At 45.0% G+C, this 26,468-nt stretch carries 20 protein-coding genes; 4 read left to right on the top strand and 16 right to left on the bottom strand.

Annotated elements, in window-relative coordinates; genetic code table 11:
* Positions 1-7: 7 nt before the first annotated feature.
* The 8 genes from ABUA31_RS10510 to ABUA31_RS10475 all read right to left on the bottom strand — a co-directional run bounded on the left by ABUA31_RS10510 (position 8) and on the right by ABUA31_RS10475 (position 12,033).
* The gene (locus ABUA31_RS10510; protein ID WP_349818606.1) at positions 8-889 is read right to left on the bottom strand and encodes an energy-coupling factor transporter transmembrane component T; all 882 of its coding nucleotides are present in this window, start codon (positions 887-889) and stop codon (positions 8-10) included.
* A 59-nt stretch (positions 890-948) separates the two neighbouring features.
* The gene (locus ABUA31_RS10505; RefSeq protein WP_349818607.1) at positions 949-1,902 is read right to left on the bottom strand and encodes a DUF4430 domain-containing protein; all 954 of its coding nucleotides are present in this window, start codon (positions 1,900-1,902) and stop codon (positions 949-951) included.
* A 4-nt stretch (positions 1,903-1,906) separates the two neighbouring features.
* The gene (locus tag ABUA31_RS10500) at positions 1,907-3,895 is read right to left on the bottom strand and encodes a fibronectin type III domain-containing protein (RefSeq protein ID WP_349818608.1); all 1,989 of its coding nucleotides are present in this window, start codon (positions 3,893-3,895) and stop codon (positions 1,907-1,909) included.
* 694 nt (positions 3,896-4,589) lie between these two features.
* Positions 4,590-7,601: a bifunctional diguanylate cyclase/phosphodiesterase gene (locus ABUA31_RS10495; protein WP_349818609.1), complete on the bottom strand. Its 3,012-nt coding sequence runs from the start codon at positions 7,599-7,601 to the stop codon at positions 4,590-4,592.
* Between the two features lie 221 nt (positions 7,602-7,822).
* Positions 7,823-8,275: an acyl-CoA thioesterase gene (locus tag ABUA31_RS10490; RefSeq protein ID WP_055222247.1), complete on the bottom strand. Its 453-nt coding sequence runs from the start codon at positions 8,273-8,275 to the stop codon at positions 7,823-7,825.
* Between the two features lie 22 nt (positions 8,276-8,297).
* Positions 8,298-9,974: an AMP-binding protein gene (locus tag ABUA31_RS10485; protein ID WP_015534572.1), complete on the bottom strand. Its 1,677-nt coding sequence runs from the start codon at positions 9,972-9,974 to the stop codon at positions 8,298-8,300.
* Positions 9,975-10,401: 427 nt separating this feature from the next.
* Positions 10,402-10,560, bottom strand: a complete 159-nt coding sequence (locus tag ABUA31_RS10480; RefSeq protein ID WP_165852775.1) for a hypothetical protein — start codon at positions 10,558-10,560, stop codon at positions 10,402-10,404.
* A gap of 18 nt (positions 10,561-10,578) precedes the next feature.
* Positions 10,579-12,033 (bottom strand): 4Fe-4S dicluster domain-containing protein, encoded by a 1,455-nt coding sequence (locus tag ABUA31_RS10475; protein WP_015534570.1) that lies wholly within the window; start codon positions 12,031-12,033, stop codon positions 10,579-10,581.
* A 334-nt stretch (positions 12,034-12,367) separates the two neighbouring features.
* On the opposite strand from ABUA31_RS10475, the gene murC reads away from it, so the two are divergent.
* The 4 genes from murC to ABUA31_RS10455 all read left to right on the top strand — a co-directional run bounded on the left by murC (position 12,368) and on the right by ABUA31_RS10455 (position 17,416).
* On the top strand, positions 12,368-13,750 hold the full coding sequence (gene murC / locus ABUA31_RS10470) for a UDP-N-acetylmuramate--L-alanine ligase (RefSeq protein WP_015534568.1): 1,383 nt from the start codon (positions 12,368-12,370) through the stop codon (positions 13,748-13,750).
* Positions 13,751-14,031: 281 nt separating this feature from the next.
* The gene (locus ABUA31_RS10465; RefSeq protein ID WP_055280305.1) at positions 14,032-15,171 is read left to right on the top strand and encodes a DnaD domain protein; all 1,140 of its coding nucleotides are present in this window, start codon (positions 14,032-14,034) and stop codon (positions 15,169-15,171) included.
* Between the two features lie 12 nt (positions 15,172-15,183).
* Positions 15,184-16,185, top strand: coding sequence for an ATP-binding protein (locus ABUA31_RS10460; RefSeq protein WP_015534566.1), 1,002 nt, complete (start codon positions 15,184-15,186; stop codon positions 16,183-16,185).
* Between the two features lie 31 nt (positions 16,186-16,216).
* Positions 16,217-17,416, top strand: coding sequence for a ribose-phosphate pyrophosphokinase (locus tag ABUA31_RS10455; protein ID WP_015534565.1), 1,200 nt, complete (start codon positions 16,217-16,219; stop codon positions 17,414-17,416).
* Between the two features lie 105 nt (positions 17,417-17,521).
* Here ABUA31_RS10455 and ABUA31_RS10450 read toward each other — a convergent pair whose 3' ends face one another.
* The 8 genes from ABUA31_RS10450 to ABUA31_RS10415 all read right to left on the bottom strand — a co-directional run bounded on the left by ABUA31_RS10450 (position 17,522) and on the right by ABUA31_RS10415 (position 26,419).
* On the bottom strand, positions 17,522-19,231 hold the full coding sequence (locus ABUA31_RS10450; RefSeq protein WP_349818610.1) for an ATP-binding protein: 1,710 nt from the start codon (positions 19,229-19,231) through the stop codon (positions 17,522-17,524).
* A complete protein-coding gene (locus tag ABUA31_RS10445; protein WP_022217036.1) occupies positions 19,231-20,283 on the bottom strand; it encodes a metallophosphoesterase family protein in 1,053 nt (350 codons plus the stop codon). The genes ABUA31_RS10450 and ABUA31_RS10445 overlap by 1 nt, the downstream gene beginning before the upstream one ends.
* A 117-nt stretch (positions 20,284-20,400) precedes the next feature.
* Entirely contained in the window at positions 20,401-20,658 is a 258-nt protein-coding gene (gene spoIIID / locus ABUA31_RS10440) for a sporulation transcriptional regulator SpoIIID (RefSeq protein WP_055222251.1), read from the bottom strand.
* 89 nt (positions 20,659-20,747) lie between these two features.
* Complete coding sequence (locus ABUA31_RS10435) at positions 20,748-22,001, bottom strand: sensor histidine kinase (RefSeq protein ID WP_055272126.1); 1,254 nt, start codon at positions 21,999-22,001, stop codon at positions 20,748-20,750.
* 86 nt (positions 22,002-22,087) lie between these two features.
* Positions 22,088-22,765 (bottom strand): response regulator transcription factor, encoded by a 678-nt coding sequence (locus ABUA31_RS10430; RefSeq protein ID WP_055272124.1) that lies wholly within the window; start codon positions 22,763-22,765, stop codon positions 22,088-22,090.
* Positions 22,766-22,923: 158 nt separating this feature from the next.
* Positions 22,924-23,547 carry a UBA domain-containing protein gene (locus ABUA31_RS10425; protein WP_015534557.1) on the bottom strand — a complete coding sequence of 208 codons (624 nt, stop codon included), beginning with the start codon at positions 23,545-23,547 and terminating at the stop codon, positions 22,924-22,926.
* A 74-nt stretch (positions 23,548-23,621) separates the two neighbouring features.
* Positions 23,622-24,968 carry an MATE family efflux transporter gene (locus ABUA31_RS10420; protein ID WP_349818611.1) on the bottom strand — a complete coding sequence of 449 codons (1,347 nt, stop codon included), beginning with the start codon at positions 24,966-24,968 and terminating at the stop codon, positions 23,622-23,624.
* Between the two features lie 293 nt (positions 24,969-25,261).
* Entirely contained in the window at positions 25,262-26,419 is a 1,158-nt protein-coding gene (locus ABUA31_RS10415; RefSeq protein WP_055272120.1) for an FprA family A-type flavoprotein, read from the bottom strand.
* Between the last annotated feature and the right edge of the window lie 49 nt (positions 26,420-26,468).

Here is a 26,468-nt window from a genome sequence, read left to right as displayed (position 1 = left end):
TCCTTTGTCACATTTTGCGAATCTTAAAATTTTCTTTTGCCTGCATATATATTGGAACACATATAAGACATACATACACTACATACATACTTACAGTAAGTGTACCACTTATACTTCCTCTTATAGACGGATAATACCAGAACGCAAATCCTCCGCACACACTGCCGGCCAGCACATACAATCCACACACAAGTATAAATGCAAGCGCTTTAGTATCACTTTTTCTAAATCTATACAGTGAATATGCAGATCTTCCGGGAAGTCCATATCCCCTTGATCTCATACTGTCTGCAGTGACAAGCGCCCGTTCAAGAGCCCAGGTTACAACGGCAGAAAACACATGGCAGCCCGTTCTAATTCTCACAAAACACGAATCTTTTGGTTTGTATCCAGATGCCCTCTGAGCTCTGTACACCTTTCCAAACTGTCCTGCTATGTCCGGAATAAACCTCAGTGTCATGGAAAGTATCAGTGACAACACTGGCGCCGCCTTGCCGAACAGATACACCATCTTGTCCGATGATATAACACAGTTAAAGCACGAAAACCAGCATATCACTGTCACCAGCATAAACGCAGCCATGATTCCATACATTATAGACTCCAATGTCAACGGATTTCCAGACGGAAAATATGTGAGTATCGTCACTCCCTGATGGCTGAACGCCGGGTTGATGAGCGCCGTCAGCAATATAAGTGGGATCATATATTTTATATTAGTCCTGAAGCCATCATATCCCCTAAGCAATACCGAATACACAAATGCCCCTATAAAAGACATGCCCAGGCAAACCGGATGGGTAAATGCCAGGGCATATCCTATAGTGAATATAAAGTATACCAGATTGACTATAGGGTGATATGTGGAAAATGAATCCTGTCTTTTCACAATTATATTTTTATCTCCTATCAATCACTATGTCCAGTACCCATGTCTCAGCGAATCTGTCAATGCATCTCGGATCCAACATCTGCTCCCAGGTCACATGTATAGAGCCATTTTATCACATCTCCCTGCTTGAGTTCATAGCTTGAACAGCCATAATTCGGGAACCAGCCATTTACCGAGTACATCCAGCCCGAGCCATCACCACAGTCAAATTCATACAGATTGTGAATTCCTTCTATATAATAACTTCCATACATAGGCGTCCATGAATATTCAAGCTGTATACCATAATCCTTGCACACCGACTTAAGCACTTCGAATACTGTGTCCCCCTCCTCAAATGTGGCAGTCACAGTTCCCAGAATGACACCATCATCAGGTACATAGTCCTTTTTCTCCGGTCTTAGCAGTTCCAGATTGTCAAATATTGTGGAACATCCTATTGATATAGTGCAGCTGTAGGTTTTCTTCGGCGCTTCAGTTGCATTCTCTGTAGTTGCCTTTGTCGTGGCAGAAGAATCAGCAGTTGTCTTATCCGGTTTCCGTTTTTCCGTAGTCGTCGTGGTCCCCGGTTTCTTCTCAGTTGTTTTTTGAGACTCCGTGGTGGTATTCTTCTTTGTAGTAGCCTCCGTCTTCTTCTCCGTGGTAGTCTCAGAATTTCGCTCCGTCACATTCTCCGATGTGCTCTCAGCGGAAGTCTGATATTCTGTTTCCGATGTATCAGAATCCGAATGAGTCTCTGAGGAGATATCGGTTACAGAACTGTCTGATTTCTTTTTCCTGTCATTCCCTGCATCAGTATTTTCCTCTGTCGCACTCTTCGTTGTCTCCGTCAGTTCCGCACCGCCTACAGCTTCAGTTGTGAGTCCCTCTTCGGTCTTTTCCAGCTTGAAGCCTCTGGCTCCCGGCGCATTCCCCCCGTACCAGAAAGCCCACACCAGGATCAGCAGAACAATCACAGCTCCGCTTATGTGTTTCTTATATTTTTTTACAAATTCTTTGATCTTATCCATATGCCTACTTCTTTCGGATCACAACGTTTACAGTCTTGCTCCATGCTCCGTAATAATAAGTCTTTCCAACCTTCTTGAATCCCTGAACTCTGACATAATACCGCTTTCCCGCCTTGAGTCCGCTCAACGTCACATTTGTCTTCTTGTTTACCGATGCCCTGTACACCTTGACATTCTTTTTAAATGTCTTATCCGTGGAATACATCACCCTGTAACCCGAAGCACTCGCATTTTTTTTATAAGTCACAGTGCACTTTTTCTTCACCGTTGACTTTATCTTTGTTATCTTTTCCTGATTGACCCTGTATATTGTCTGGGTCGTATACGCAGCCTCCCCGCCACTTCCAACAGGCTTAACTGCATAGATATATTTCTTGCCATTTGCGACCTTCCGGTCAGTGTAGCTCAGAGATTTTGTGGTGGCCACAGTCGTCCAATTCTTTGCATTTCCAACCTTTCTGAGCACCACATATCTGTCAGCCCGTGCCGCTTTCTTCCACTTTACTGTTATGCCTGCTGCTCCATTACCCGCCGACACACTCGTCTTAGCCGGCGCAGCCATCTTTATGACAAATGTCTTGCTAGCTGAGCCCTTGAATATTCCCTTGCCGGTCACCACTACCTTTGCCGAATTGCCAATATTGACATTATTCTGATATGAAATAGTGTAATCCACGCCATCCTTAAGCACTCTGTCACCAATCTTCACCGTCACGCCCGGCTTCTTGGCCTTGCCGTCGTACACATACGTGCTGGTGCTGAGTTTCACATCCGCTGTCGCCACGGATCGGATATATAATGACTTTGCATCAGACATATCATACAGTGTGTTCTTTCCTTTTTTGAATCTGTCATAGGCAACCAGAGCATATCCTGCCTGCTGCGAAGCCATTCCATTTACAACCAGTTCTCCATTCTGATTTGCCGCATGCGCAAATCCACCGGCACTTGCAACATAGAATTCCATCAAAGCATCCAGCACAGAATGTCCATTTTTGACAAATGCCTCATCTGTTCCGGCATCCCTGCCTATATCAAGCAATCCACATATCACCTGCGCACAGCTCTCAGAATTCACAGTTCCCCATGAAGCAAATCCACCATCAGCCTTCTGCAGCCCCGACATTACATCAAGCGCCCTGTCAACCGCCGTCTTAACCTCTGTGTTAGACTTGTAATACGGCGCAAGTGCCTGAATTGTCATACCTGTCATATCCGGGTCAGCATTACTACCAGAAAATGCCCAACCACCGCTAGAAAGCTCCCGTCCAAGGATATATTCAACAAGCCCTTCCCTTGTCGTCTGAACACCGTCACTTCCATCTGGAAGCTTCGGAATATCATAACCTACCGTGTCAAATGCAATCAACGCAAACACCGGGCCATTGATTCCCTGTGTTGTTACATAATTCATATCGGCCAATGGCTCAAGCAGATTGTATCCACCAACATCTGTGGCATCAGCGCCAATCGCAGTTAAGGCCAGTATTACCCTGGAATTATCCGTACCCTTATACTGCTTTTTATCGAGCTTCAGAGAACCTGTCTCCTCAACACATGACTGAACATATTTCACAATATTGTCATAGTATTCTCCATACCATGCCTCATCCTCATAACCGCATCTGGCAAGAGTCATCACATTCCACTCAGCCTCATACTGTGGATCATCCGCAGTCTTCCTCAGATATACAAGAGTATTGCCAAGGGCCTGTGTGTAATCAACTGCAGCCACATCTGCAGTTTCCTCTGTCGCAGTTCCTGTCACCGGATCCGTCTCGTCATTCGTCGCTGTAGATACTGCTGGATTCGTCATATCGTCTGGCACTGTGTATATCGTAGAATCTGTTACACCATCCGACTCTGCATATATCGTAGAATCCGTTACATCAGCCGCCGCATACACGTTCACAGCATTTCCTGTTGTTCCCGTGAACATAACCATTGCCATCGTGCACATCGCCATACACACAGCAAAAATTCTTCTCTTCATAATCGTGTCTCCTTTCACATTATTCCGAATGGATATATAGCAAGCGATCTGACTTGCCAGAGTCTATGCTCTGCATACAGTAATGGCTGTTGCGACGGATTCTCACCGCACTTCTCTTCTTACTGAGCACACCTCGTTTACAACATCCTCCCAGGCACCATAAGCTTCCTTATACGCCCAGTCCGCAATGTGTGTGGTATGTCTCATTCGCCGGAATTCTCCGGGACTATACACCCAACATATTATATTGTCACAATTACCCCAATCTTATCAACGCCCATGTTCTATGTCAACCTGAAGCAATCAAGTCAAATAGCACAAAATTTTATCTTTTTTGCAAAAAAGCACCTAAAATAACACCAATTCCCAGAAGAGGGGGTACTGTGATATCTGCAATCGGTAGCGCGGACTACCGAGCTTCGATGCTTCCTGCCGAGGTGTAAGCAGCAACGCCCTTATCGCTGCTGGAACCGCATATAACGCAAATGTCCTTCCTCACACAACGTAAGACCCGCTTGGTAATATATATATCCGACAATCGGTAGCGCAGACGTCTGTGCTTCGATGGTGCTTGCTGGTGCGCAGATCCGCCGACGCCCTTTTGGCGGTCGGAGCACCATGCAGATAGCACCCAATCGAAGTGCAGTAAGTCAAGTGTGATTGCGGATGTATATATTACCAAGCGGGTCGTCTGTCACAAAAGCTTCTTAAAATCCTCCAGACAAACCGGTCTGGAGAAATGATATCCCTGATAGTAAGTGGAACCATACCTATGAAGGTAATCGAACAGTGCCTTGTCCTCGACACCTTCAATGCAGCTCTTGTATCCGAGTTGATGTGCACAGGACACAACCGCCTGTACAAGGACCTGATTAGGCTTGCTCTCCTGTATTCCCCTGACAAATGACATATCGACCTTAAGCTCATCTATCGGTAATTCCGTGAGCAGATTTAGGGTAGCATTTCCCGTTCCAAAATCATCGATAGCGATCTTTATTCCAAGTTTCCTGAAATATTCCAGCTCATTTTTCAGAAATGCTATATCCATATTCTTACATCTCTCTGTGAGCTCTATGCACAAATACTCAGGAGGGAACTTCGTCTTTTTTAATATATCCACAACAGCCTGCCTAAATCCATGATTCTCAAGCTGAGTCGCTGATATATTGACATTCACCACAAAATCAGGTCTGATCTTGCGGATCTCCATACCATCCGTGAGTGCCTGCTCTATTATCCAGTTGCCAAGTTCAAAGAAACACGGCTCCATCTCAAGCCACGGTATAAATATTCCCGGTGGAACCACTCCAAATTCCTTGTGTTTCCATCTGAGAAGAGCCTCCATACCTACTATGTGTCCCGTCTCGGAATTTGCTATAGGCTGATAGCACATGAAAAAGCCTTCCATGTTGTTTGCCACACATTTGTGTATTGTGCTGTACAGCTGCAGTCTCATTCTATCATTGTCCTTGATCTCCTCATTGAAGAATACAAGTTCACCATGATGATCCTCCTTGGATCTCTCCAGGGCATATTCCACACTGCTCTTTATCACGTCCTCATCGGCTCCTACATGGTCATATATCAGACCACCTCCGTACAATTTAAGCGGGATCGATGTGCCGCTCAGGCCCACATTGTCAAGTGCAAGATTCTGTACATGTCTGTATACCTCTTTGAGTTCCTGTTTGGTATACACGTTTGAACAAATCGCAAATTTTGCACCGTCAAGTCTGAACACGAGTCCCTTTCCACCGACGACATTTTTGAGCTTTGTGGCAAAATCCTTAAGAACAGCATTGCCATATGCATATCCATACATCATATTGATACTGTTGAACATGGATATTCCTATTGCCAGAATGCTCATCGTCTGCTTGTTTCTCAAATGTATTGATATATACTTGGTATACTCATGCTGATTGTGCAGGTTAGTCACCGGATCAACCCCATCTATGACACCGTGGTTTATGACAGTGCCCACAAAGAACTCCGGATCACCATTTTCTTTCTTGGTGATGAAACCTCTGCAGGTGCAGACCACATATTCACCATTTTTGTTTCTCATTCTATATTCTACATCATGATACTTTTTGCGCCCCGCAAATACCTCTGTAATATCCTGTTCAAATATTGCTCTGTCATCTGGATGTATAAGCTTCTCCCACACTTTCTGTGTATCATATATGTATTGCCCCGGAAGCCCAAAGTAATCCACCGCACTTGCAGACCATTTTGTAACATTCGTATCGAGATCATCCATAAATATATAATTTCTGAGTGTTGTAGCTGCAAGGGCATCAAATATCCTGTCTGTCTTTCCAAGATTCCTGTAATGCGGGACTCCATCCTTTGTAGTTCCTACAGCTATATTCGCCTCATTCTCCACGCTCTCGCGCCTCTTGACCTCAGGATGCTTCGAATAGAATCTCTTCTTATCCTCATACATCAGTCTTTCGGCTTCGTTCATTATCTTGTCTATGGAATCAGCCTCAGCCTTCCAGACTGCGCCGAACGCAACCGGAGCCTCCTCCTGCTCATCAATTACCTCTTTATATCTGGCGATCATTGAGTTAAACGACTGCTCAGCAATATCCATAATGATGACAACAAATTCATCGCCACTTATCCTGTAACATGCATTTTCGCCAAAATGCTGTGCCAACATCTGCGATACCCTCTGAAGATATAGATCTCCTTCTTTATGTCCATAATGATCATTCACATACTTCAATTTGTTCACATCGTTGAATACGAATCCGACCGACCGCTTATCATTTCGGTCTGCATACGCGTCGCACAGAATGTTAAATGCATTTCTATTGCCGAGACGAGTGAGTGTATCCTTGTAACTGTAAAATTCCAACAGCTCCTGTTTCTCTATGCTCTCAGAATACTCCTCATGTATATCCCTCGTATAAAGATAGAATACCTTATTGTCATCTCTATAGTCAGCAGTAGGTATGACCTCTGTCATCACCCATCTGTACACCATATCCATTTTACGCTTATATCTAATGGTAAATCTGTCATGTCCATTTGCAAAATATTTTATGAGGAACTCAGGAGACAGGCACTTTCTTACCCTGTCCACATCGTCAGGGAATATCTCACCACCCATAGTCATGTCTTTCATGTAATCTCCAAGGCAGTCATGCTTAACCTCATCTCTGCTTCTTATATATCCGCCTCTCAATGTCTCGCAAATATTGTGCGTCACATCAATCCTGAATATACGCCTGTATACCCTTGTCAGTGTCCTGAGACTATCCTCCAGCACCAGGGTGTCAAGGCTGACTGCCCTCATGCCGAACACAACCCATTGTCCGTCCTCTCTCGGCTCTTTCTCAGCTTCTATATCCATGGAAACCCACTCATAGTCCTCGCCAAGTCTCAATCTGAACCTGAAATTACGCACGATGGATCTGGCTCCGGCTTCTATGAGTGCTTTGACATGCTTCATATCACACATATATGCAAATTCTCTGACTTCATCAGGATGACAGCAGTCCAGTCCCTTGTTATCCTTAAAATAGGAAGATACGTCAGAGGTACTTTTATAATTATCTGCATTCTTGTCCACACTGATAACACTCACATACTCCCCAGTATCAATGTTGACCAGCGCCAGTTTCACATAATTATCATATAATATGTTCTGTATATGTTCTTTGTAGTATTGTTTATCAAGTGATACTTCTTTCAAAAGATCCCTCCTTGCAGCAGCATCCAGCCTGCCATATATTCCCACGCAACCGTTTCCATTATAGCATTTACGCCATAATATAAAAAGGATGTTTTAACTAATTACATGTCTAAATAGATAAAAATAGCTGATAAAAAAGTTACACAAACAATTTTACCAGCTATTAATAACCATCAATTAATACAATATTAAATTATTTATACACCAGACAACAGCTCTGTTTATTTGCTCTGACTTTTCTTGTAATCCTCAAGCAGCTCCTTAAACAGCTTATCATGCTCAGGATATGCCTTTCTGATGAACACAAGCTTGTTGTTGCCATCCAGCAGACAATGTGAGCTTGTGCAAAGTGTTCTAAGCTCGCCTGTCTTCTTGTCCACGATCTCATATGAAAACCCTACACGGACACCTGTATACTCCGAAAGACTGACATGTATCAGCACATCATCGCCGAAGTGGCACATACTCTTATACTCAGCCGTCACACCAAGCACAGGAATTATATATCCGTCATCCTCTATAGACTTGTAATCCCAGCCTATCTGCTTCATCCAGTCCAGCCTTGCCTCCTCGATCCATCTGATGTAATTGGAGTGGTGTACTATCTGCATCCTGTCCGTCTCATAATAATAAACCGATCTATCATATGGCTTGATCTTACTCATATCTATCATTTTTCTTCACCTGATTTCTGACTTACTTCCAGTCCTTTTCCTTGATCTCAACACGTCTTACCTTGCCGCTGATGGTCTTTGGCATCTCATCAACGAACTCGATAACTCTAGGTCTCTTGTAGCTTGCGATGTTCTCTTTAAAGTATCTCTTGAGCTCCTTCTTGAGGTTCTCATCGCCAACTGTACCCTCTGTGAGAACGATAGTGGCCTTTATTGCCTGACCTCTTGTGCTGTCAGGTACTGATGTAACTGCACACTCAAGGACATAAGGTATTCTCATGATCTCATTCTCTATCTCGAAAGGTCCTACTCTGTAGCCTGCAACCTTGATGATATCATCCACACGTCCAACGAACCAGAAATATCCATCCTCATCCTGGTAAGCCGTATCACCTGTGTGATAGAAGCCGTCATGCATAACCTCGGCTGTTCTCTGTGGATCCCTGTAGTACTCCATGAACAGTCCGTCCGGCGCACCGTCTGCGATGTTGATGACGATCTCACCTGTCTCACCAGGTGCAGCAAATGTTCCGTCTGCCTTCATGATCCTCACGTCATACATTGGGCTTGCCTTACCCATTGATCCCGGTCTTGGAGTAGTATTCTCAAGGTTACCAATGGTAAGAGTCGTCTCTGTCTGACCAAATCCTTCATATATAGTGAATCCTGTCTTCTCCTTGAATACGTCAAATACCTCAGGGTTAAGTGCCTCACCCGCTGTTGTACAGTATCTGAGGGATGAGAGGTTGTACTTACTCATATCCATACGGATAAGGATTCTGTACAGTGTTGGAGGTGCACAGAATGTTGAGATATTGTACTTCTCTATAAGCTTGAATATAGTGTCCGCACTGAATGTATCAAAGTCAAATACGAATACGCATGCCTCGCACAGCCACTGTCCGTAGAGCTTGCCCCAGAGAGCCTTACCCCAGCCTGTATCTGAAACTGTGAGATGAACCTCACCAGGTTTGTTGCAGTGCCAGTATTTTGCTGTGATGTAATGTCCAAGTGGATACAGATGATTGTGTGCAACCATCTTTGGATGCTCTGTTGTTCCCGATGTGAACATGACGAACAGTATATCATCCTTTCCTCCTACAGCATCCTCGCCTGTAGGTCTTGGAAACTCGGTGCTGCACTCCATGATTCCCTCATCGAAGAAGTTCCAGCCTTCTACTGGATGATTTACAACGATCTTTGTCAGCTTGTCATCAGCAAATGTATCTATGGACGCCGTGATTCCGTCATCTGATGTACACACAACCGCTGATACGCCTGCTGCCTCAATTCTATACTGATAATCTGTTGCCTTTAATATATTTGTCGCCGGTATAGCTATGGCACCGATCTTGTGGAGAGCCATCATGGTGAACCAATACTGATAATGTCTCTTTAACACGAGCATTACCTTGTCACCCTTCCTGATGCCCAGGCTCTTGAAGTAATTGGCTGCCCTGTTGGAATAATCCTTGATATCCTGGAATGTGAATTTCTTCTCGATCGTTCTATCCTTTGATACATAGATGAGCGCTGTCTGATCAGGCTTCCTCTCTGCCAGAGCATCCATTACGTCGTATGCGAAGTTGAAATTCTCGCTGTTGGTGAACTCAATCTTGCTGAGAACTCCATTCTCATCAAGAGCTGACCTCACAAACTTTCCTGCTATTCCCTGCTCTGGTCTCATTTCTGTTGACATGTTAATTTCCTCCATAAACTATAAGTTCTGATAATATATATGGTAAAACGGCTTTTCCGCCTTTTAACGCCGGCGATACATGCCGTTTTTTATCACATTATGTATTAACTTAGTATAAAAAGTCTTCTAAGTTCGTATTTCTATCTAGCAATCAAAATAAACATTACTTTAATGTGCGTTTTCAATTAACTTTACATGTAGTTTCAATTACTACATCCATATATTATCATATCTCTTTGTCATGTCAACAGAAAAATAAAAGTTTTAATTTATTTTCACATATTGGTATTACATTTTGACTGCACAGTTTTTTCCCTCAATCCATAAAAATAAGGCGTGCAGCAATGAATCCCCCCGGATAAGTCCAGTTTCATCTCCATCGCTGCACGTCTTAATTTTCTTATTATTTCATTATATATCACAGTCTCTACTGATCCTGTACCTGCTTGGAATCCTGTGTCTGCTGCCGGCTGTCCCACTGAAGCTTCTTCTTACGCATCTGTGACTTGTATACAAGTATCGCCGTAACCACCGATACGCACACAAATATAAGCACACATATCACAAATATCAAAACTGTTGTCATGTCTTTGTCCTCCATGCACTAATCTCTCACCATATCAATCTTGTCTGCTCCCTGCTTCTCAAGATTCTCTGTGATGTTGATATCTGTAGAATTATCAAGGGCTGCCTTTCTGTCACGCATCGCCATGTTCGGATCCCTGTGTCTTGAAGGGCCGCCCACGCAGCCACCTTCACACGCCATACCTTCCATGAAGTCATCCTGGAATCTGTTGAACTTCATGAGAGTCAGTGCCTTCTTACATGCATCTATTCCATCGCATTTGCACACCTTAACCTCGTCCTCGCAGCCGAGCTCCTTCATGCTCTCTATGACTGCCGCTGTGACTCCGCCTGCATTTGCAAATTTCTTGCCGAACAGTGTGGACTGGTCGTTATCTTCAGCCTCTGGCTCAAGCTTGACATCCTTTGCTCTCAGCATGGCTCTGATCTCTCCGTATGTCAGCGCATAGTCCGCAGATTCCTTCTCTCCGGCTGCGCTCTCCGCCTTCTTGCCGATACAAGGGCCTATGAATACTGTCACGGCATCCTCATAATTCTCCTTGATGTATCTCGATACTGCACACATAGGTGATACGGTCTCAGATACCCTGTCTGCCAGCTCAGGGAAATGCTTCTCCACCAGAAGCTTGAATGCAGGACAGCATGAGGTTGTCTTCTTCCTGCCCTCTGCCTTGGCCTCCATCCATTCCTTTGCCTCTGCCATGGCTGTCATGTCGGCACCAAGTCCCACATCCACCGCATCGTAGAAGCCTATCTTCTTCATGGCTGTTCTCCAGCTCGCCATGGTGATATCCGCACCGAACTGTCCGTATGTGGCAGGTGCGAACATGGCAAATACCTTCTTGCCGGCTCTCATGTCATTTATTATATCTACTATATAAGACTTTGATCCGATCGCACCAAATGGGCACTTGTGGATACATGAACCACAGTCTATACATTTGTCCTTGTCTATGACCGCAATACCGGTTCCATTCTCAGCCACAGATATGGCACCAACCGGGCAGCTCTTGATACATGGACGCATCAGATCTGCAATGGCATTGTACGGACATGCTTTGGCACACTGTCCACACTCCTTACACTTTGATGGGTCGATGTAGGACTTGTCACGTCCCATGCTGATGGCACCGAAACGGCACGCCTGCTGGCACGCTCTTCCCATGCACTTCTGGCAGTTATCAGTTACTACGTAACGTGAGATCGGACAACCCTCACAGGCAGAATTGATGATCTGGACTACATTCCCATCATCCTCTGTTCCAGGGGCTTTGCCCTCGGCAAGTCTGATCCTCTGTCTGATAACCTCCCTCTCTCTGTATATACAGCATCTGAAAAATGGCTGTGGACCGGGAACCATCTTATATGGAAGATTGTCCCTCTCATCATCCAGCCTGCCTTCATACGCAAGCTTTGCCACCTCATAAAGCACCTCGTGCTTTACCTTTAATAATGTAGCGTCATTTGTAATCATATGTTAACCTCTACTCATATTATATTGATCTTTGCCCCTGTATACCTAATATGTATACCTCTTAGATCCAGTTATAATCTCCGCCCGTTATAGTCAGGCTGAGCAATGCATCCATCTTCTCTACCTCTTCTGCGCCCTCTACGATCCGCATGAGCTTTGCAGTTTTCTCCTCAGCTTCCATCACACTACCTCCATTTATAACATAATTTTCGTTCAATAACAATCTATGCAATTGACCAAAACCATTTATTTTCATTTGAGGGCAGTTATGCTATAATAAAAAACACTTTTAAATATAGTAATCAATCTTTTATATAAGGAAGGCGAAATACAAATGTACAAGATCAATTTTTCAAAGCCAATCAACGTCCATTTCATGGGAATAGGCGGAATAAGCATGAGCGGTCTCGCAGAGATACTTCTGAAGGCCGGATTCAAGGTTACCGGATCAGATATGAAAGCATCCGAAATCACCGATCAGCTTGCCGACATGGGAGCGCTTATCAACATCGGTCAGTGTGCATCTAACATAACAGACAACATAGATCTGGTCGTATACACAGCAGCCATACATCCTGACAATGAAGAGTTCAAGGCCGCAGTGGAGAAGAACATTCCTATGCTCACCAGAGCCCAGCTTCTCGGCCAGATCATGGAGAATTACAAATATTCCATAGCCGTCAGTGGAACCCACGGCAAGACAACAACGACTTCCATGCTGTCCTACATCCTCATAGATGCGGACACTGATCCTACCATATCAGTCGGAGGAATCCTCGACAGCATCGGCGGCAATATCCGTGTAGGCAAATCTGAATACTTTGTAACAGAGGCATGTGAGTACACCAACAGCTATCACGCATTTAAGCCTTTTATCAGTATCATACTGAACGTGGATGCCGACCACCTTGATTTCTTCAAGGATATAGATGAGATCGCTGAGTCATTCCATGTATTTGCCACCAAGACTCCAAAGGAGGGCCTGGTCATCGTGAACGGCGATATGAAGTATTATGATACCGTTGTCAGAGACCTCGAGTGCCGCGTGGTAACATTTGGAAAGGGCGCACAGAACAAATATTCAGCACACAATATACGGTTCGATGACTTCGGCCATCCAACCTATACACTGGTTGTGGACGGCAAAGAGATCACCGACATAACTCTCAAGGTATTCGGTGAGCACAACGTATACAACTCACTGTCAGCCATAGCGGCATCCCTTGAACTTGGAATCTCCATAGATGTCATCAAACAGGGACTGTCAGAGTGTGTCGGTGCCGAGAGACGTTTTGAGTACAAAGGAACCATCCTCGACAACGTGAGAGTCATGGATGACTACGCTCACCATCCAACTGAGATAGCAGCCACACTGAAGGCAGCAAAGAACACAAGCTACAACGAACTGTGGTGCGTATTCCAGCCACACACTTACTCAAGAACCTACGCTCTGTTCGATGAGTTTGTAGACGCACTCAAGGTATGTGACCACGTCATCGTGGCAGATATTTATGCAGCCCGAGAGAAGGATACCGGACTTGTCTCAGCAAAGCAACTCGCCGAGAAGATCGCCGAGACGGGTACTGATGCGTTCTATCTTCCATCTTTCGACGATATAGAAAATTATCTCTTAAAAAATTGCAAAAAAAATGATTTGTTGATAACTATGGGCGCCGGAAACGTCTATTCTATCGGAAATGACCTGATAAAAAATTAGTTATCCACATTATCCACACAGCTCTGTGGGAAAGTTTTCCCCACAGAGCTTATATTTTTTTGTTGACATAATTTTTACAGAAATATTACAAAGCCCTGTTAAACTATGACTTTTGTATTTTTATGTCTCTTTTTCGTCCACATTATCCACATTATCCACATCCCCACCATTTTTCCCAACCGACTGTATGTTCTGTTTGCATTCCAAAAAGTTCATGTTATAATGCATTTGCGCTAAGGGAAATGCGCTATTTCAGGAGTATGATCAAGGAGTTTTTTGACATGAGCTACATTACTATTACAACAGAAAAAAACGAAACATATTCCTCTATATCAAACTTTTTTATAGACTATTACATGACCTCCGCCAGCGGAGAGTTTGTTAAGGTATATCTGTATCTGGTCAGACTTATGTCTTCCAGTAAACCCGTGTCTGTCGCCAACATAGCAGATCATTTTAATCTCACAGAGAAGGATATTTGCAGAGCCATAAAATACTGGATAAGCCAGGATGTTATGAAACTCAACTACAACAAGAAGAAGGAGCTTACAGGAATAACTCTTCTCCCTCTTCACGACAAGGGCATCTCCTCCGACAGCGGAGTTGACGACCTCTCTATTCTCGGCATGGATTATTCCACCGGGGATGACGATAACAACAGCGAGATCACGGCGACGATCACAGACGAAGACAAGGCCGAGGTGCCGGAGCGCACTCTGCCTGACAAGATAACAGTTACACCAGAATTTCTTAGGAAGAAACAGGAGGACGAGGTTCTCTCTGATATTATGTTTGAGACAGAGGCATATTTTGGCAGACCGCTTTCCATGCCTGAATCAGAAAGTCTCATATACATATACGACCAGCTTGGCTTCTCCCAGGAGCTCATCGAATATCTGATCGAATACTGTCTGACCATGGGCAAGGCAAGCTTCAGATATGCGGAGACCGTAGCCATAGCATGGTATGAAAAAGGAATCGACACGGTTGACAAGGCCAAGGCAGACAGCTCCGCCTACAACCCATTTTACAGAAAGGTCTTCTCTGCACTCGGAATACGCAGAAGCAATCCTACCAGCATAGAGACCGCATACATTGACGCGTGGACAGGTGAGATGAATTTCTCAGAGGATCTTATCCTTCTGGCATGTGAGAAGGCCATAATCTCCAAGCCACAGTCCGCCAACTTCGCATATGTCAATGGAATTCTTGAAAACTGGCATAAGAATGGTGTACAATCCATTAGGGATGTCGAACTGCTCGATCAGGAGTTCCTCAAGAAGAAATCAGCGGCCACAGCGCAGCCTGCAGCCACCAGGAATCCGAATGGATTTGCGAACTTCAAGCAGACAGACATGTCCAACCAGTTGGACAAGCTGGAACAGATGCTTGCAGATGAACTCAATCTTGACAAGAGGTAATATATACATATTATGGGCAATATAAATTATGATGATATTTTGTCCCGACTGAGCAGGATCAGACAGGACAATCTTCGCAGACAGGACAACAGAAAAGCTGAGGTATATGCCAGGATCCCTCGTATAAAGGAGATCGACGATGCCATCGCCCACAGTGCCGTCCAGGCATCAAGGGCAAGGATACTGCATCAGGAAGTGGATGAAGAAGCACTCTCCATGAAGAACCACGCTCTCCGCGATGAGAAGCATCAGCTCATGGCACAGACCGGATACCCTGACGATTATCTGGCACCGATATACAACTGCCCCGCATGCAGAGACAGCGGATATGTAGATGGTAAGCCATGTTCATGTCTGAAACACATGGTCATCAGCCAGTTGTACCAGCAGTCCACCATAGAGAAGGTGCTGGAGACGGAGAATTTTGCCAGCTTCAATCCTGATTTCTACAGAGATGAACACATTGCTGGCTACAATTACACTCCTTACCAGAATGCACAGAGCATATTGTCTGCATCAAGACAGTTCACAGAGAATTTTCAGGACAGCAGACCGGGCATTCTTATATATGGAGAGACCGGAACAGGCAAAACCTTCCTGACAAATTGTATCGCTAAGGAACTTTTAGACAAAGGTTATACAGTTTTATACTTGTCGGCGATAAATTTATTTGATAATATCTTACAGGACATTATAATAAAGGGTGGTCATGAACCGCATCAGAAGATGCTGTATGACTACATATATAACTGCGATTTTCTTATAATTGACGATCTTGGCACAGAGTACACCAACTCATTTGTCCTGTCTCAGTTATTTGAGATTATAAATACGAGAACTATCAAGAGACAGTCTACTCTCATTTCTACCAATCTTGATCTGCAGGAATTCAAGAACAGGTATACAGAGCGTATCATGTCACGAATAGTTGATAGCTATCTCATCTTCAATCTCTACGGAGATAACATCCGCTATGTAAAAAGAATGAAAAGCATAGCCAGGAACAAAAGGTAGACAACGAAAGCAGATTAGGAGGATTTTTATTATGCCAGACGATAGCAAGTTGGAAACAATACCTGTAGGAAGCTTAGGAATCATTGCTCATAAGAGCATTGTACCTCTCGGAGAGAAGGTCGATTCTTATATCGTAAAATGGAGAAAGAACCGTCAGAACGAGAACAAGTCAAGCATCGTATTCCACGGTTACGAGAAGGACTCTTACCTTATCAAGGCAGACTGCCCTAGATTTGGTTCAGGTGAGGCAAAGGGTATTGTCAACGAGTCAGTCCGCGGTAAAGACATATATATCATGCTTGATGTAGGAAACTATAGCTGCACATACACCATGGGTGGCCAGACTCAGAGAATGTCTCCTGACGATCACTATGCTGATCTGAAGAGAATCATCTCTGCCATGACAGACAAGCCTAGAAAGATCACTGTCATCATGCCTTTCCTGTATGAGAGCCGTCAGCACAAGAGATCAGGACGCGAGTCCCTCGACTGTGCAGTTATGCTCCAGGAGCTTCAGCAGTATGGTGTAGACAACATCGTTACATTTGACGCTCACGACCCACGTGTTGTAAATGCTATTCCAAAGAGCGGTTTCGAGAACGTAAAGCCTACTTACCAGTTTGTAAAGGCACTTCTTAGATCAACTCCTGATCTTGAGATAGATAACGACCACATGATGGTTATATCACCTGACGAGGGTGCTATGCACAGAGCTATCTACTTCGCTAACCTTCTCGGTGTAGATGTAGGTATGTTCTACAAGAGAAGAGATTACTCAAGAGTTGTGGACGGACGTAATCCTATCGTTGCCCATGAGTTCCTCGGTGATTCAGTTGAAGGCAAGGATGTTATCATCATCGACGACATGATCGCATCAGGCGAGAGTATGATAGATGTTGCCAAGCAGCTCAAGGCAAGAAAGGCTAAGAGAGTATTTGCACTTGCTACATTTGGTCTCTTCACCAAGGGTCTTGAGGTATTTGACAAGTGTCACGAGGAAGGTCTCATTGAGAAGGTCATCACAACCAACCTCACTTATCAGCTTCCTGAGCTTGCAGACCGCGACTGGTATGTATCAGCCGACATGAGCAAGTACATTGCACTCATTATCGATCACCTCAACCACGATGCATCTCTCAGCGATCTTCTTGATCCATCAGAGAGAATCAGTGCGAGAATTGCTGAGTACAAGGAGAAGCACACTATCTCAGATAACTACGAGAATTACTAATATACAATTATAGACTTACAAAAAAGACCTACGTAAGCTCACCTGATACATACCATGTATCGCAAGCTTCCGCAGGTCTTTTAATTATTTATTATTAGAAACTTTCTACAATGTCACCACATTGCATGCTATATGCATATCCTCAAGTCTGTTAACCAGATCCTTATCGGATGTAAGCAATATCGTCTGCTCCGTGTTCACCATACTCATCGCCTTGAGCACTCCCGTGAGCTGACTCTCATCGGTCACATCTATCACATCGTCCAGCACAAGTGGCATTTTCTCGTTGTTAAGTATCTCTGCAACAGCCAGCCGCACAGCCAGATACACCTGCCGAACGACCTCATGTCCCAGGAATTCCGCCCTGAAGAAATGGTCATCCTTTTTCACTGCAACATGCATCTCATCATCGAGCTTTGCCTCCTGATACTGTCCACCGGAGAGTGCGCTAAGAATATCCGATACTCTGCCGTCTATACCGGCAAACAGTCCTGAGAACTCCTCCGATATGTCCATTATGGTATTGATAGCCTTATCTATGGCCTTCTTCTCAGTCTCAAGCACATCATAATCGGCAAATATGGCGTCTCTCTTCTCCTTGAGTTCATAGTAGGCATCCCTCTTCTCTATGGCATCATGCTCCTGGAACTTGAACATATCAAGCTTCCTGTCATGCTCCTCCTGAAAAGCTCTGTCTATCTCAACGCGAACCGTCCTCGACTCAGTTGCTCTTCCCATCTCATATATGGTTCTCCTGAACTCCTCCTCAGACGGAAGCTTATCACCGTCAAATGCGCCTTTCCTGAACAATCCATCTATGATGGTTATAGCAACAAACGCAATCGTACATATCGTGAATAGCTGCTGTATGGACTTCTGAAAACCAACAAGGTGAACCACTAGCATGACCACTGCAACAACCAGTATTCCTGTTGCCATTATGACAAATATATTGTCCGTCAGCTTCTTGTCCTTCTTCTCCTGCTTCTTTTTCTCCTTCAGCTCGTCCTCATCATCTATAGCTTCAACCTCGAGGAATATTCTGCTTCGCTCCCTGTCCTCATCATCGTCAGGGATCTCAGCATCCTTTTCATTCACAAGCTGCCTTGCCTCTCTCTTCAAACGTGCGATCTCCATATTATAAGCATCAAGCTCCTCACGTCTGGCAGTTCGGATGTCTTCAAGCTCCTTATCAACTTCACCCAGCTCATCCATCTGGGCTTCCAGCTCTTCTATCTGAACCAGATACTTCTGATTGTCATATTTCTTCTTTTCGTTCTCAAGATACGCCACTGCGTCTGCTCTGTTTATTCCGCTGCAGCCCGTCTCCTTGATATTCTGAAGATACTTCTCGAGTCTGTCACACAAAGCTTTGTCATCTCCGCCCATCTCCTCCGGCGGATCAACACACATTGCATCCACAAATGTGCTCTTGTCCATATCAAACAGGACACCTCTGTAGGAATTCTTAGACACAAGTCTCTCATCCTTCCCGCTCTCTATATCAGTGAGCGTTGCACCGTCCGTAGACATGTTGAAATTTCTCTCCATAAGATGACTCTTTCCAGCATTTGTCACCTGTGCCTTTCCGGCATATCCATTTCCACCGGATGGCTTTCTTAATGCAAAATTGTCTCCCCGGGCTCCAAGACCCTTGGTTTTATTCATACCATACAGTATACCGGACACAAAATCCCTGATCGTACTCTTGCCGGCTCCGGGCTCTCCATAGAGCACATTCAAGCCTTTGTCCAGCTTTATTTCTTTGTTATTGAATTTTCCAAATTCTTTCAAAAAAAGTTTATTTATATACATTACTTTTCTCCAGTTGCTATGATCGCCTCAAGACCATATTCAAGTGCCTTTTTGCTGACCTCGTCATCCTCACCGGACAACTCAGCGATAAATCTTCCAAGTACATTGTGCTCATTGTCCCTCTTGAGACCATCAGCATTGTACTCGAACATCGTATTATCCACAACCTCATATATCTTGTAATCCTGAGACACATCATCAAACTGAGGTCTCACTCCGCGCCCCTTCTGGCCCTTCAGGATAACCCGATATATGTTCTGCGTTCCCATCTTATCGATCTGTTTCAGAACAGCATGCTCGATCTGTCTGTCAGTATATTCCGGCTTTATCTCAAGTCCAAGGTTGATGTAATTCCTGCAGGCAACAGGCTCCCACTTTATCCTTGTCTCTCCGTTTATTATCTGTCCATAAATAAAGCCATGCTTTCCTGTGTCAGAAGGTGACAAAGGCTCCGGCGATCCCGGATATGCCATACGGTTCTTCACCATGTGCTTCGGCTTTCTCAGGTGTCCGAGTGCCACATAGTCAAATCCTGTGTCAGCCAGCTTTCGGAAATTAAATGGACTGTGGCTGGCATCTCCTCCATGCATGAGAAGTATATTGACAGCGCCTTCCGTCTGGGCATCTATCCCCTCTGAGAAATCCTCCGTGTATTCCGCCTGTCCATAGCTGAAACCGGTCACACAGGTATTTATATCTTCAAAATACGCATTGCTGAACTCCCCAGCCGGAAGAAGCACTGTGTTCGATGTGAACTCATAATTCTCCGATGGAGATCCACTTTCAATGTAATCACTACTGCCCGCAATGATCACCGTTCTTGTATTTGTAAGTTTTGCAAGTCTGGCATCAAGCTTTGCAAGATCCGCTGCCTTCGGCGCACTGTGATACAGATTGCCGGCAATGAGGAGCAGATCTACCTTTCTCTCCTCCGCAATATCCAGGATCCTGTCAAATGTCTCTTCTATCTCTTTCGCACGGACATCGCTCCAAGGCTTTCCCTTGTCAGGAATCATCCCCAAATGCACATCCGAAACATGAATAAATCTCATATCCTAACCTCTAATCTATAGTTAAACTGCCATTTTCTAATAGCCCACACTTAGTCCACTATTATATAATCATCAAAAGTTTAACCCAAATCAGAGAAAAATACAACATAAGCTATGTTAAAACTTTGTGACATGCAGATACTTCTCCCTCGTGGCAAGCCCTCCTCTTATATGTCTCTCCGCCTTGTTGGCGTCCAGCACCACCCTGGCCTGGGCCGCCAGCATGGGTCTTATACGGACCAGCCGTTCCGTTATATCCTTGTGCACCGTTGATTTGCTTATACCCATCTTGTCCGCTGTCTGTCTCACAGTCGCCCTTGTGTCTATGATATAATTTGCCGCTTCGATTGCCCGCTCTTCTATGTAATCCTTCAAAGAAAAAGCCCCCGCATATTCTGTTTTTACAGTCTATGCGGGGGATCTGAATGCTATGAAAGAACAGCCAGAGTTTTGTTTATTTTATACTATTTGGATATTGGGAACCTCACAATAAATCTCGAACCTATATCCGCTCTGGATATTACCTGTATGGTACCTCCGTGGGCATCAACTATCCATTTAGCGATGGACAAGCCAAGACCTGAACCTCCGGTCTCATTATTCCGGGCCTCATCCGAGCGGTAAAATCTGTCAAATATATGAGCCAGATCGCCCGGATTCATTCCGGTTCCCTCGTCCTCTATCATATAACTGACATAACCGGGCTCCTCTTTTACACCGAGTATTATGGCCGTGCCGGGTTCAGAATACTTCGCCGCGTTCTGGACAAATATCCTGACGGACTGCTTGATCATCGCCACATCGCCGAGCACACACGCCTCATTCTCAGTACCACGGAACTCATATCTGTGGCTCTCGTCTATCATCATGGACTCCTCCCACACTTCACTTACCATGCGGTTGAGATCGGTTTTCTCCATGTTCAGGTGCTGCCTTCCACTGTCGCCCCTTGCAAGGAATAACAACTGTTCCACAAGCTCCTTCATGTGCTGGGATTCATTTTTCAGCGCCTCTATGGACTCTTCCAGAACCTGTTCGTCATCCTTACCCCATCGGTCGAGCATATTCACATATCCCTGAATCACCGCAATAGGCGTCCTGAGCTCGTGGGAAGCATCCGACACAAATCTCATCTGACGTTTCTCATTTTCCTTCATATTTCTGAGCAGATTGTTAAGCGCGATCTCTATGCTCTGGAGATCCTTGTCTCCGGTGTGTATAACCTGCTCGTCATCATCCGCAGACAGGTGCGATATGGCTTTCTCCAGATCGTCTATCTTATTGTGATCCATCGGCTCTTTGCTGAGCTTTTCCGCCGTAACTGCCAGATCGTTCAACGGCTTTAATCTCCTTCTGACATCCGCTGTCCTGAACAACGCAACAAACAACGCTATAGTCTCCATCCCCAGCAATATAATGCCCGGAAGCTCTATGATATCCCAAAGGATCTTAACGTCATATCTGTACTTCTTCTCATCTGACCCTTCTATTATATATTCATACGCTCCGCCATCTTCATTTTTCTCAACGTAATATCTCATTCCTCCCACGCCCTGTGGAAGCTGCTTTCTTCCCCACACGGCAAATGCGCTTACAATAAGAAAGGCAATGACGATATCTATAAGTATCACATTGCCCAGTTCTTTTAGCCAGAAGCTCATATTTATCCTTCTGGCTATCGATGACATTCTTTTGTTTTCGTTAGTTTTCTTTCCCATGTATTTTCTCTCTATCTGTGCGTATCCGTGCCATGCGTTGCTGGCTTGTCACATATCTATCTGCTCTATCCTGGCATCCAAAATGGTCATTCTCTGATAACATATCCGACACCTCTGACGGTGGTGATCAGCTTAACTCCAAATCTGTCATCTATCTTTGTTCTCAGATACCTCACATACACATCTATGATGTTTGTCTCTCCAAGGTAATCGTATCCGCACACTGCACTGAGCAATTTCTCCCTGTCCATCACGATGTCCTTGTTTTCCATGAGCGTCCTGAGCAGCTCAAATTCCCTGTTTGTCAGCTCAACTATCTCGCCGCACACTGTGACCTCATGTCTGTCGGTGTCCATGCACACTCCACGGATCTCTATCCTGTGTGTGTGAACCTCCGCAACTCCGCGTCTCTTCAACGCAACCCTTATCCTGGCAAGCAGCTCCTCTATGGCAAATGGCTTGGTGAGATAATCGTCTGCACCGGCATCAAGACCAGATACCTTGTCCATGACCGCATCTCTCGCGGTCAGCATGATGACCGGCACATCACTCTCCTTGCGGATTCTTCGAAGCACCTCCAGACCGTTGAGTCCCGGAAGCATCACATCCAGCACCACGAGGTCGAAGCCACCGGACAGAGCTTTGTCCAACCCTGTTCTTCCATCAAATACCTTCTCCGCCTCGTATCCCTCATGCAGCAGCTCCAGCTCCACAAATCTTGCAATTTTCTCTTCATCCTCCACAATGAGAATCTTCTGTGCCATATCTTTTTCCTTTCTTTTATGACGGACGCTGATATAGTTTGGTTTTGAAGTAAGCCTGTGAAATATACCTCTGCAATTACGCCTATCTTTCTTCGCAACAAACGATGTCAGCTGGTAATTAACAGAATATCGGTAAAAGATATTCTTTTTTTCATTTTTTACTTGTTGTTGACGTCGGACTTAAGGTTGTCAACTGAGTCTGCCATTTTGTCACATGCGCTATTAAGGTTTACGTTGATGTCGCCGATTCCTTCAAAATGGTACCTGCACTCACAGAAGAGACCTACCACAAGAAGTGGAAGCACTACCCAGAATGCAAGTATAAGTGCGATCACAAGCACCAGCACCGGAACGTTTATCATGGTCTGGCCTCTGCGTTCTACTATGAATGTGCTATCCACACTCTTCTTTAACACCTTGCCGCACCATTTGAAAAATTTGTCCATCATCTGTCCAAACGTCACTTTATTGCAGTCATTTGTATATGTCTGCTGTGCCTGCTCGAACTCTGTTGATGTCTTCTGTTCCTCGCCTGTGGTAAAGCTCTCCACCTCAGGGGCTTTCACCTTATCAAGCTTCTCAAGATAAATGATCGCATCCAGCAGATCGTAATCGCATGCCTCAAGCGCATTCTTTGCATCCTCGTAACTTACGCCTGTTTTTTCTCTTAACTTTTCTACCTTTTCCAGTTTATCCATGATCTTTGCACCCTTTCTCATTATCTTAGTTTCATCGTCTTCCGATGATCTGTCATCTTTCTTATCGTTTGCTGCTGATATCATCAACTGATGTTGTTACTATACCAACCGATGATTAATCTAAAATATGAGAAAGATTAAAATCAGGTTAAGATTTATCACTCTGCCGCAGCAATCTTCGCCGTGGACTTCTTCACACAGTAAAGACATGTCGGCAATATATAGATGGTCGCTGTGACCCACGCTGTCTGGTCAGCAAAACAGATGGCCGTGAATCCAAACGTTCCGACAAATCCAAGGCTGACTATGATCCTTGCCAGCATCTCCGTGACGCCGGAGAATATGGCACGGCCGGAATATCCCAGGCCCTGTGTCACCATTCGTGCAACATTCAGTATTCCAAGGCTCCAGTAGAAGCAGCCCATACATCTGAGATACTTGGCAGATGCGTCAAGCACATCCACTGCGCTCTTCTTGACAAATATCATGGAGAGCGGTCTTCCAAATATTATCATCACAAGTCCTGCGACTATACCGTATCCAACTGCAACAGCAATCGCCTGCCACAAGCCCTGCTTTATACGCTTTGCCTGTCCGGCGCCAAGGTTCTGGCTGCAGAACACAGATGCCGCCGTTGCAAATGCGTCAAATGGACACATAGTGAACTGCTTTATCCTCATACCGGCTGTGAAGCCTGACACGTACACGCTTCCCAGCTTGTTATTTGCAGACTGCATGACCATACTTCCTATGGCGGTTATGGAAAACTGCAGGCCTGTCGGAATTCCCATGACGAGAAGTTCCTTCACTGCAGAGCCCTCTATCTCCCTGTCCTCCGCCTCAAGATGCATGATCTGAACCTTCTTGAAGATATATACAAGACACAATATTCCACTCACCGCCTGTGCCGTGATGGTTGCTATAGCCGCACCGGCGCAGTCCCATTTGAGGACAACTATACAGAACAGGTCAAGGAATATGTTGAGTATTGCCGAGAACGCCAGAAACACGAACGGCGTTCTGCTGTCTCCCAGAGACCTGAGCACACTTGACAGATAGTTGTACATGAGTGTGAACGGAATTCCTAGGAATATAACTATAAGATAAGCATATGCCTTGTCATATATATCCTGCGGAACCGAAAGCAGATGAAGTATCTGATTACAGCACACCGAACATACAATCGTGACTATCAACGCTATGATGCCCGTCAGCACCGCGCCGTTAAATATATACTTTCTCATCTTGTGCAGATTATTTGCACCAAAAAACTTTGCAACAGGAACACCAAATCCTGTGCAACAGCCCATACAGAATCCCAGAACCAGAAACTGTATACTGCTGCTTGCTCCAACTCCAGCCAGAGCCTTATCTCCCAGTATCTGCCCCACAATAGCCGCATCTATTATATTGTACGTCTGCTGGAGCAGATTGCCGAGCAAGAGCGGGGTGGCAAACTGCAGCATCAGACTGAGGGGCTTACCGGAAACCATGGACTTAGCCATGTCTTACACCTTCCTTATATTATTGATATGACGGTGAGTTGCCAATTTTTCTTTGAACACAGAGTTGGTATACATATCATTCGCTGGGTTGCTTCCGCTTATTTCGCCCTGCAGCGGTACTAAGGTGCCGCCTCACAGCGTCACCTAAGGACCGGCGGGCTCAAATTCCCTGCTCACGATATGTATAGCAACTCTGTGTAACAACTTTATTGTGACAACTCACCTGTTAGATGAATAATAACTACGTATGTAAGTCGGTTTCAGACTTACTTTATGTTTATTATCCTTATCTCTTATAACAGTTTTCCAGCCAAAGCTTCGAGTGCTGCCACATCCGACTGCTTGAACGCGGACTTTATGGTCACGTGCTCGTCCACGATCTCTATATCCTTCATCGCTGACATCTGTTCCTTCATGAGCTTGGCTGCCATTGGAGCCCACGAACCATTCTCAATGAATGCCACTTTTCTCTTCTGGTACGCCTTCATCTTCAGGTGGTTGATGAAATCCGCCATGACAGGCATCACACCGCCATCATATGTTGGGGCTGCCAGAACCAGTCTGTCGTATCTGAATGCATCCTCTATACACTCTGCCATATCATCCCTTGAGAGGTCTGATATCGCAACCTTTGGCGCACCCTTTGCCTCAAGTATCTCCGCCAGTTTCTTTGCAGCCTTCTCTGTGTTGCCATGTAGACTGCAGTATGCGATGAAGATTCCCTCATCCTCAGGTGTGTAGGTTGACCACAGCTGATATTTGCCTATGTAATATTCAAGATTCTCTGTGAGGATTGGTCCGTGGAGTGCACATATCTTCTGGATATCCAGTCCTGCTGCCTTCTTCAGAAGTGCCTGTGCAGGCATTCCATACTTTCCTACTATATTGAAGTAATATCTTCTCGCCTCGCATGCCCAGTCCTCGTCGGTATCCAGAGTGCCGAACTTGCCAAATGCATCCGCTGAGAAAAGTATCTTCTCACTCTGTTCATATGTGACCATAACCTCAGGCCAGTGGACCATAGGAGCCATGAAGAACTGGAGCGTATGGCTTCCAAGTGAGAGTGTCTGTCCCTCCGCAACTGTCACGCTTCTGTCAGCCACAGGAACCTCGAAGAAATTTGGAAGCATTCCGAAAAGCTTGGCATTCGACACGATCTTGATATCCGGATACTTTGCAAGCACATCACCAAGATTGGCGGAATGATCCGGCTCAAGATGGGATATGATGAGATAATCCGGCTTTCTGTCGCCAAGCACCTCTGCCACATTTGCAAACCACTGGTCTGCACACTTTGCATCCACCATGTCCATGATAGCTATCTTCTCGTCCATGATGACATATGAGTTGTACGCTATTCCGTTTGGCACGATGTACTGATTCTCGAACAGGTCTATGTCCTTGTCATCCACACCCACATAAAATACTGTGTCTGTTACATTCTTAAACATTGTATATCCTCCTTTTGATCCTAAGTATCTAATATAAATAATCCACGTT

It is taken from the genome of Coprococcus sp. RTP31081st1_H1_RTP31081_211007, assembly GCF_040227275.1.
Classification (GTDB): domain Bacteria; phylum Bacillota; class Clostridia; order Lachnospirales; family Lachnospiraceae; genus Coprococcus; species Coprococcus aceti.
Note: the sequence above shows the minus strand (reverse complement) of the source record. Positions and strands in the feature narration are given on the sequence as shown.

Coding starts and splice junctions, on each gene's coding strand:
- ABUA31_RS10450 (WP_349818610.1), bottom strand. CDS start 19,231: ATGTATATAAATAAACTTTTTTTGAAAGAATTTGGAAAATTCAATAAC.
- ABUA31_RS10505 (WP_349818607.1), bottom strand. CDS start 1,902: ATGGATAAGATCAAAGAATTTGTAAAAAAATATAAGAAACACATAAGC.
- ABUA31_RS10430 (WP_055272124.1), bottom strand. CDS start 22,765: ATGGCACAGAAGATTCTCATTGTGGAGGATGAAGAGAAAATTGCAAGA.
- ABUA31_RS10485 (WP_015534572.1), bottom strand. CDS start 9,974: ATGTCAACAGAAATGAGACCAGAGCAGGGAATAGCAGGAAAGTTTGTG.
- ABUA31_RS10460 (WP_015534566.1), top strand. CDS start 15,184: ATGGGCAATATAAATTATGATGATATTTTGTCCCGACTGAGCAGGATC.
- ABUA31_RS10420 (WP_349818611.1), bottom strand. CDS start 24,968: ATGGCTAAGTCCATGGTTTCCGGTAAGCCCCTCAGTCTGATGCTGCAG.
- ABUA31_RS10425 (WP_015534557.1), bottom strand. CDS start 23,547: ATGATATCAGCAGCAAACGATAAGAAAGATGACAGATCATCGGAAGAC.
- murC (WP_015534568.1), top strand. CDS start 12,368: ATGTACAAGATCAATTTTTCAAAGCCAATCAACGTCCATTTCATGGGA.
- ABUA31_RS10500 (WP_349818608.1), bottom strand. CDS start 3,895: ATGAAGAGAAGAATTTTTGCTGTGTGTATGGCGATGTGCACGATGGCA.
- ABUA31_RS10455 (WP_015534565.1), top strand. CDS start 16,217: ATGCCAGACGATAGCAAGTTGGAAACAATACCTGTAGGAAGCTTAGGA.
- ABUA31_RS10465 (WP_055280305.1), top strand. CDS start 14,032: ATGAGCTACATTACTATTACAACAGAAAAAAACGAAACATATTCCTCT.
- ABUA31_RS10490 (WP_055222247.1), bottom strand. CDS start 8,275: ATGATAGATATGAGTAAGATCAAGCCATATGATAGATCGGTTTATTAT.
- ABUA31_RS10475 (WP_015534570.1), bottom strand. CDS start 12,033: ATGATTACAAATGACGCTACATTATTAAAGGTAAAGCACGAGGTGCTT.
- ABUA31_RS10480 (WP_165852775.1), bottom strand. CDS start 10,560: ATGACAACAGTTTTGATATTTGTGATATGTGTGCTTATATTTGTGTGC.
- ABUA31_RS10415 (WP_055272120.1), bottom strand. CDS start 26,419: ATGTTTAAGAATGTAACAGACACAGTATTTTATGTGGGTGTGGATGAC.
- ABUA31_RS10435 (WP_055272126.1), bottom strand. CDS start 22,001: ATGGGAAAGAAAACTAACGAAAACAAAAGAATGTCATCGATAGCCAGA.
- ABUA31_RS10445 (WP_022217036.1), bottom strand. CDS start 20,283: ATGAGATTTATTCATGTTTCGGATGTGCATTTGGGGATGATTCCTGAC.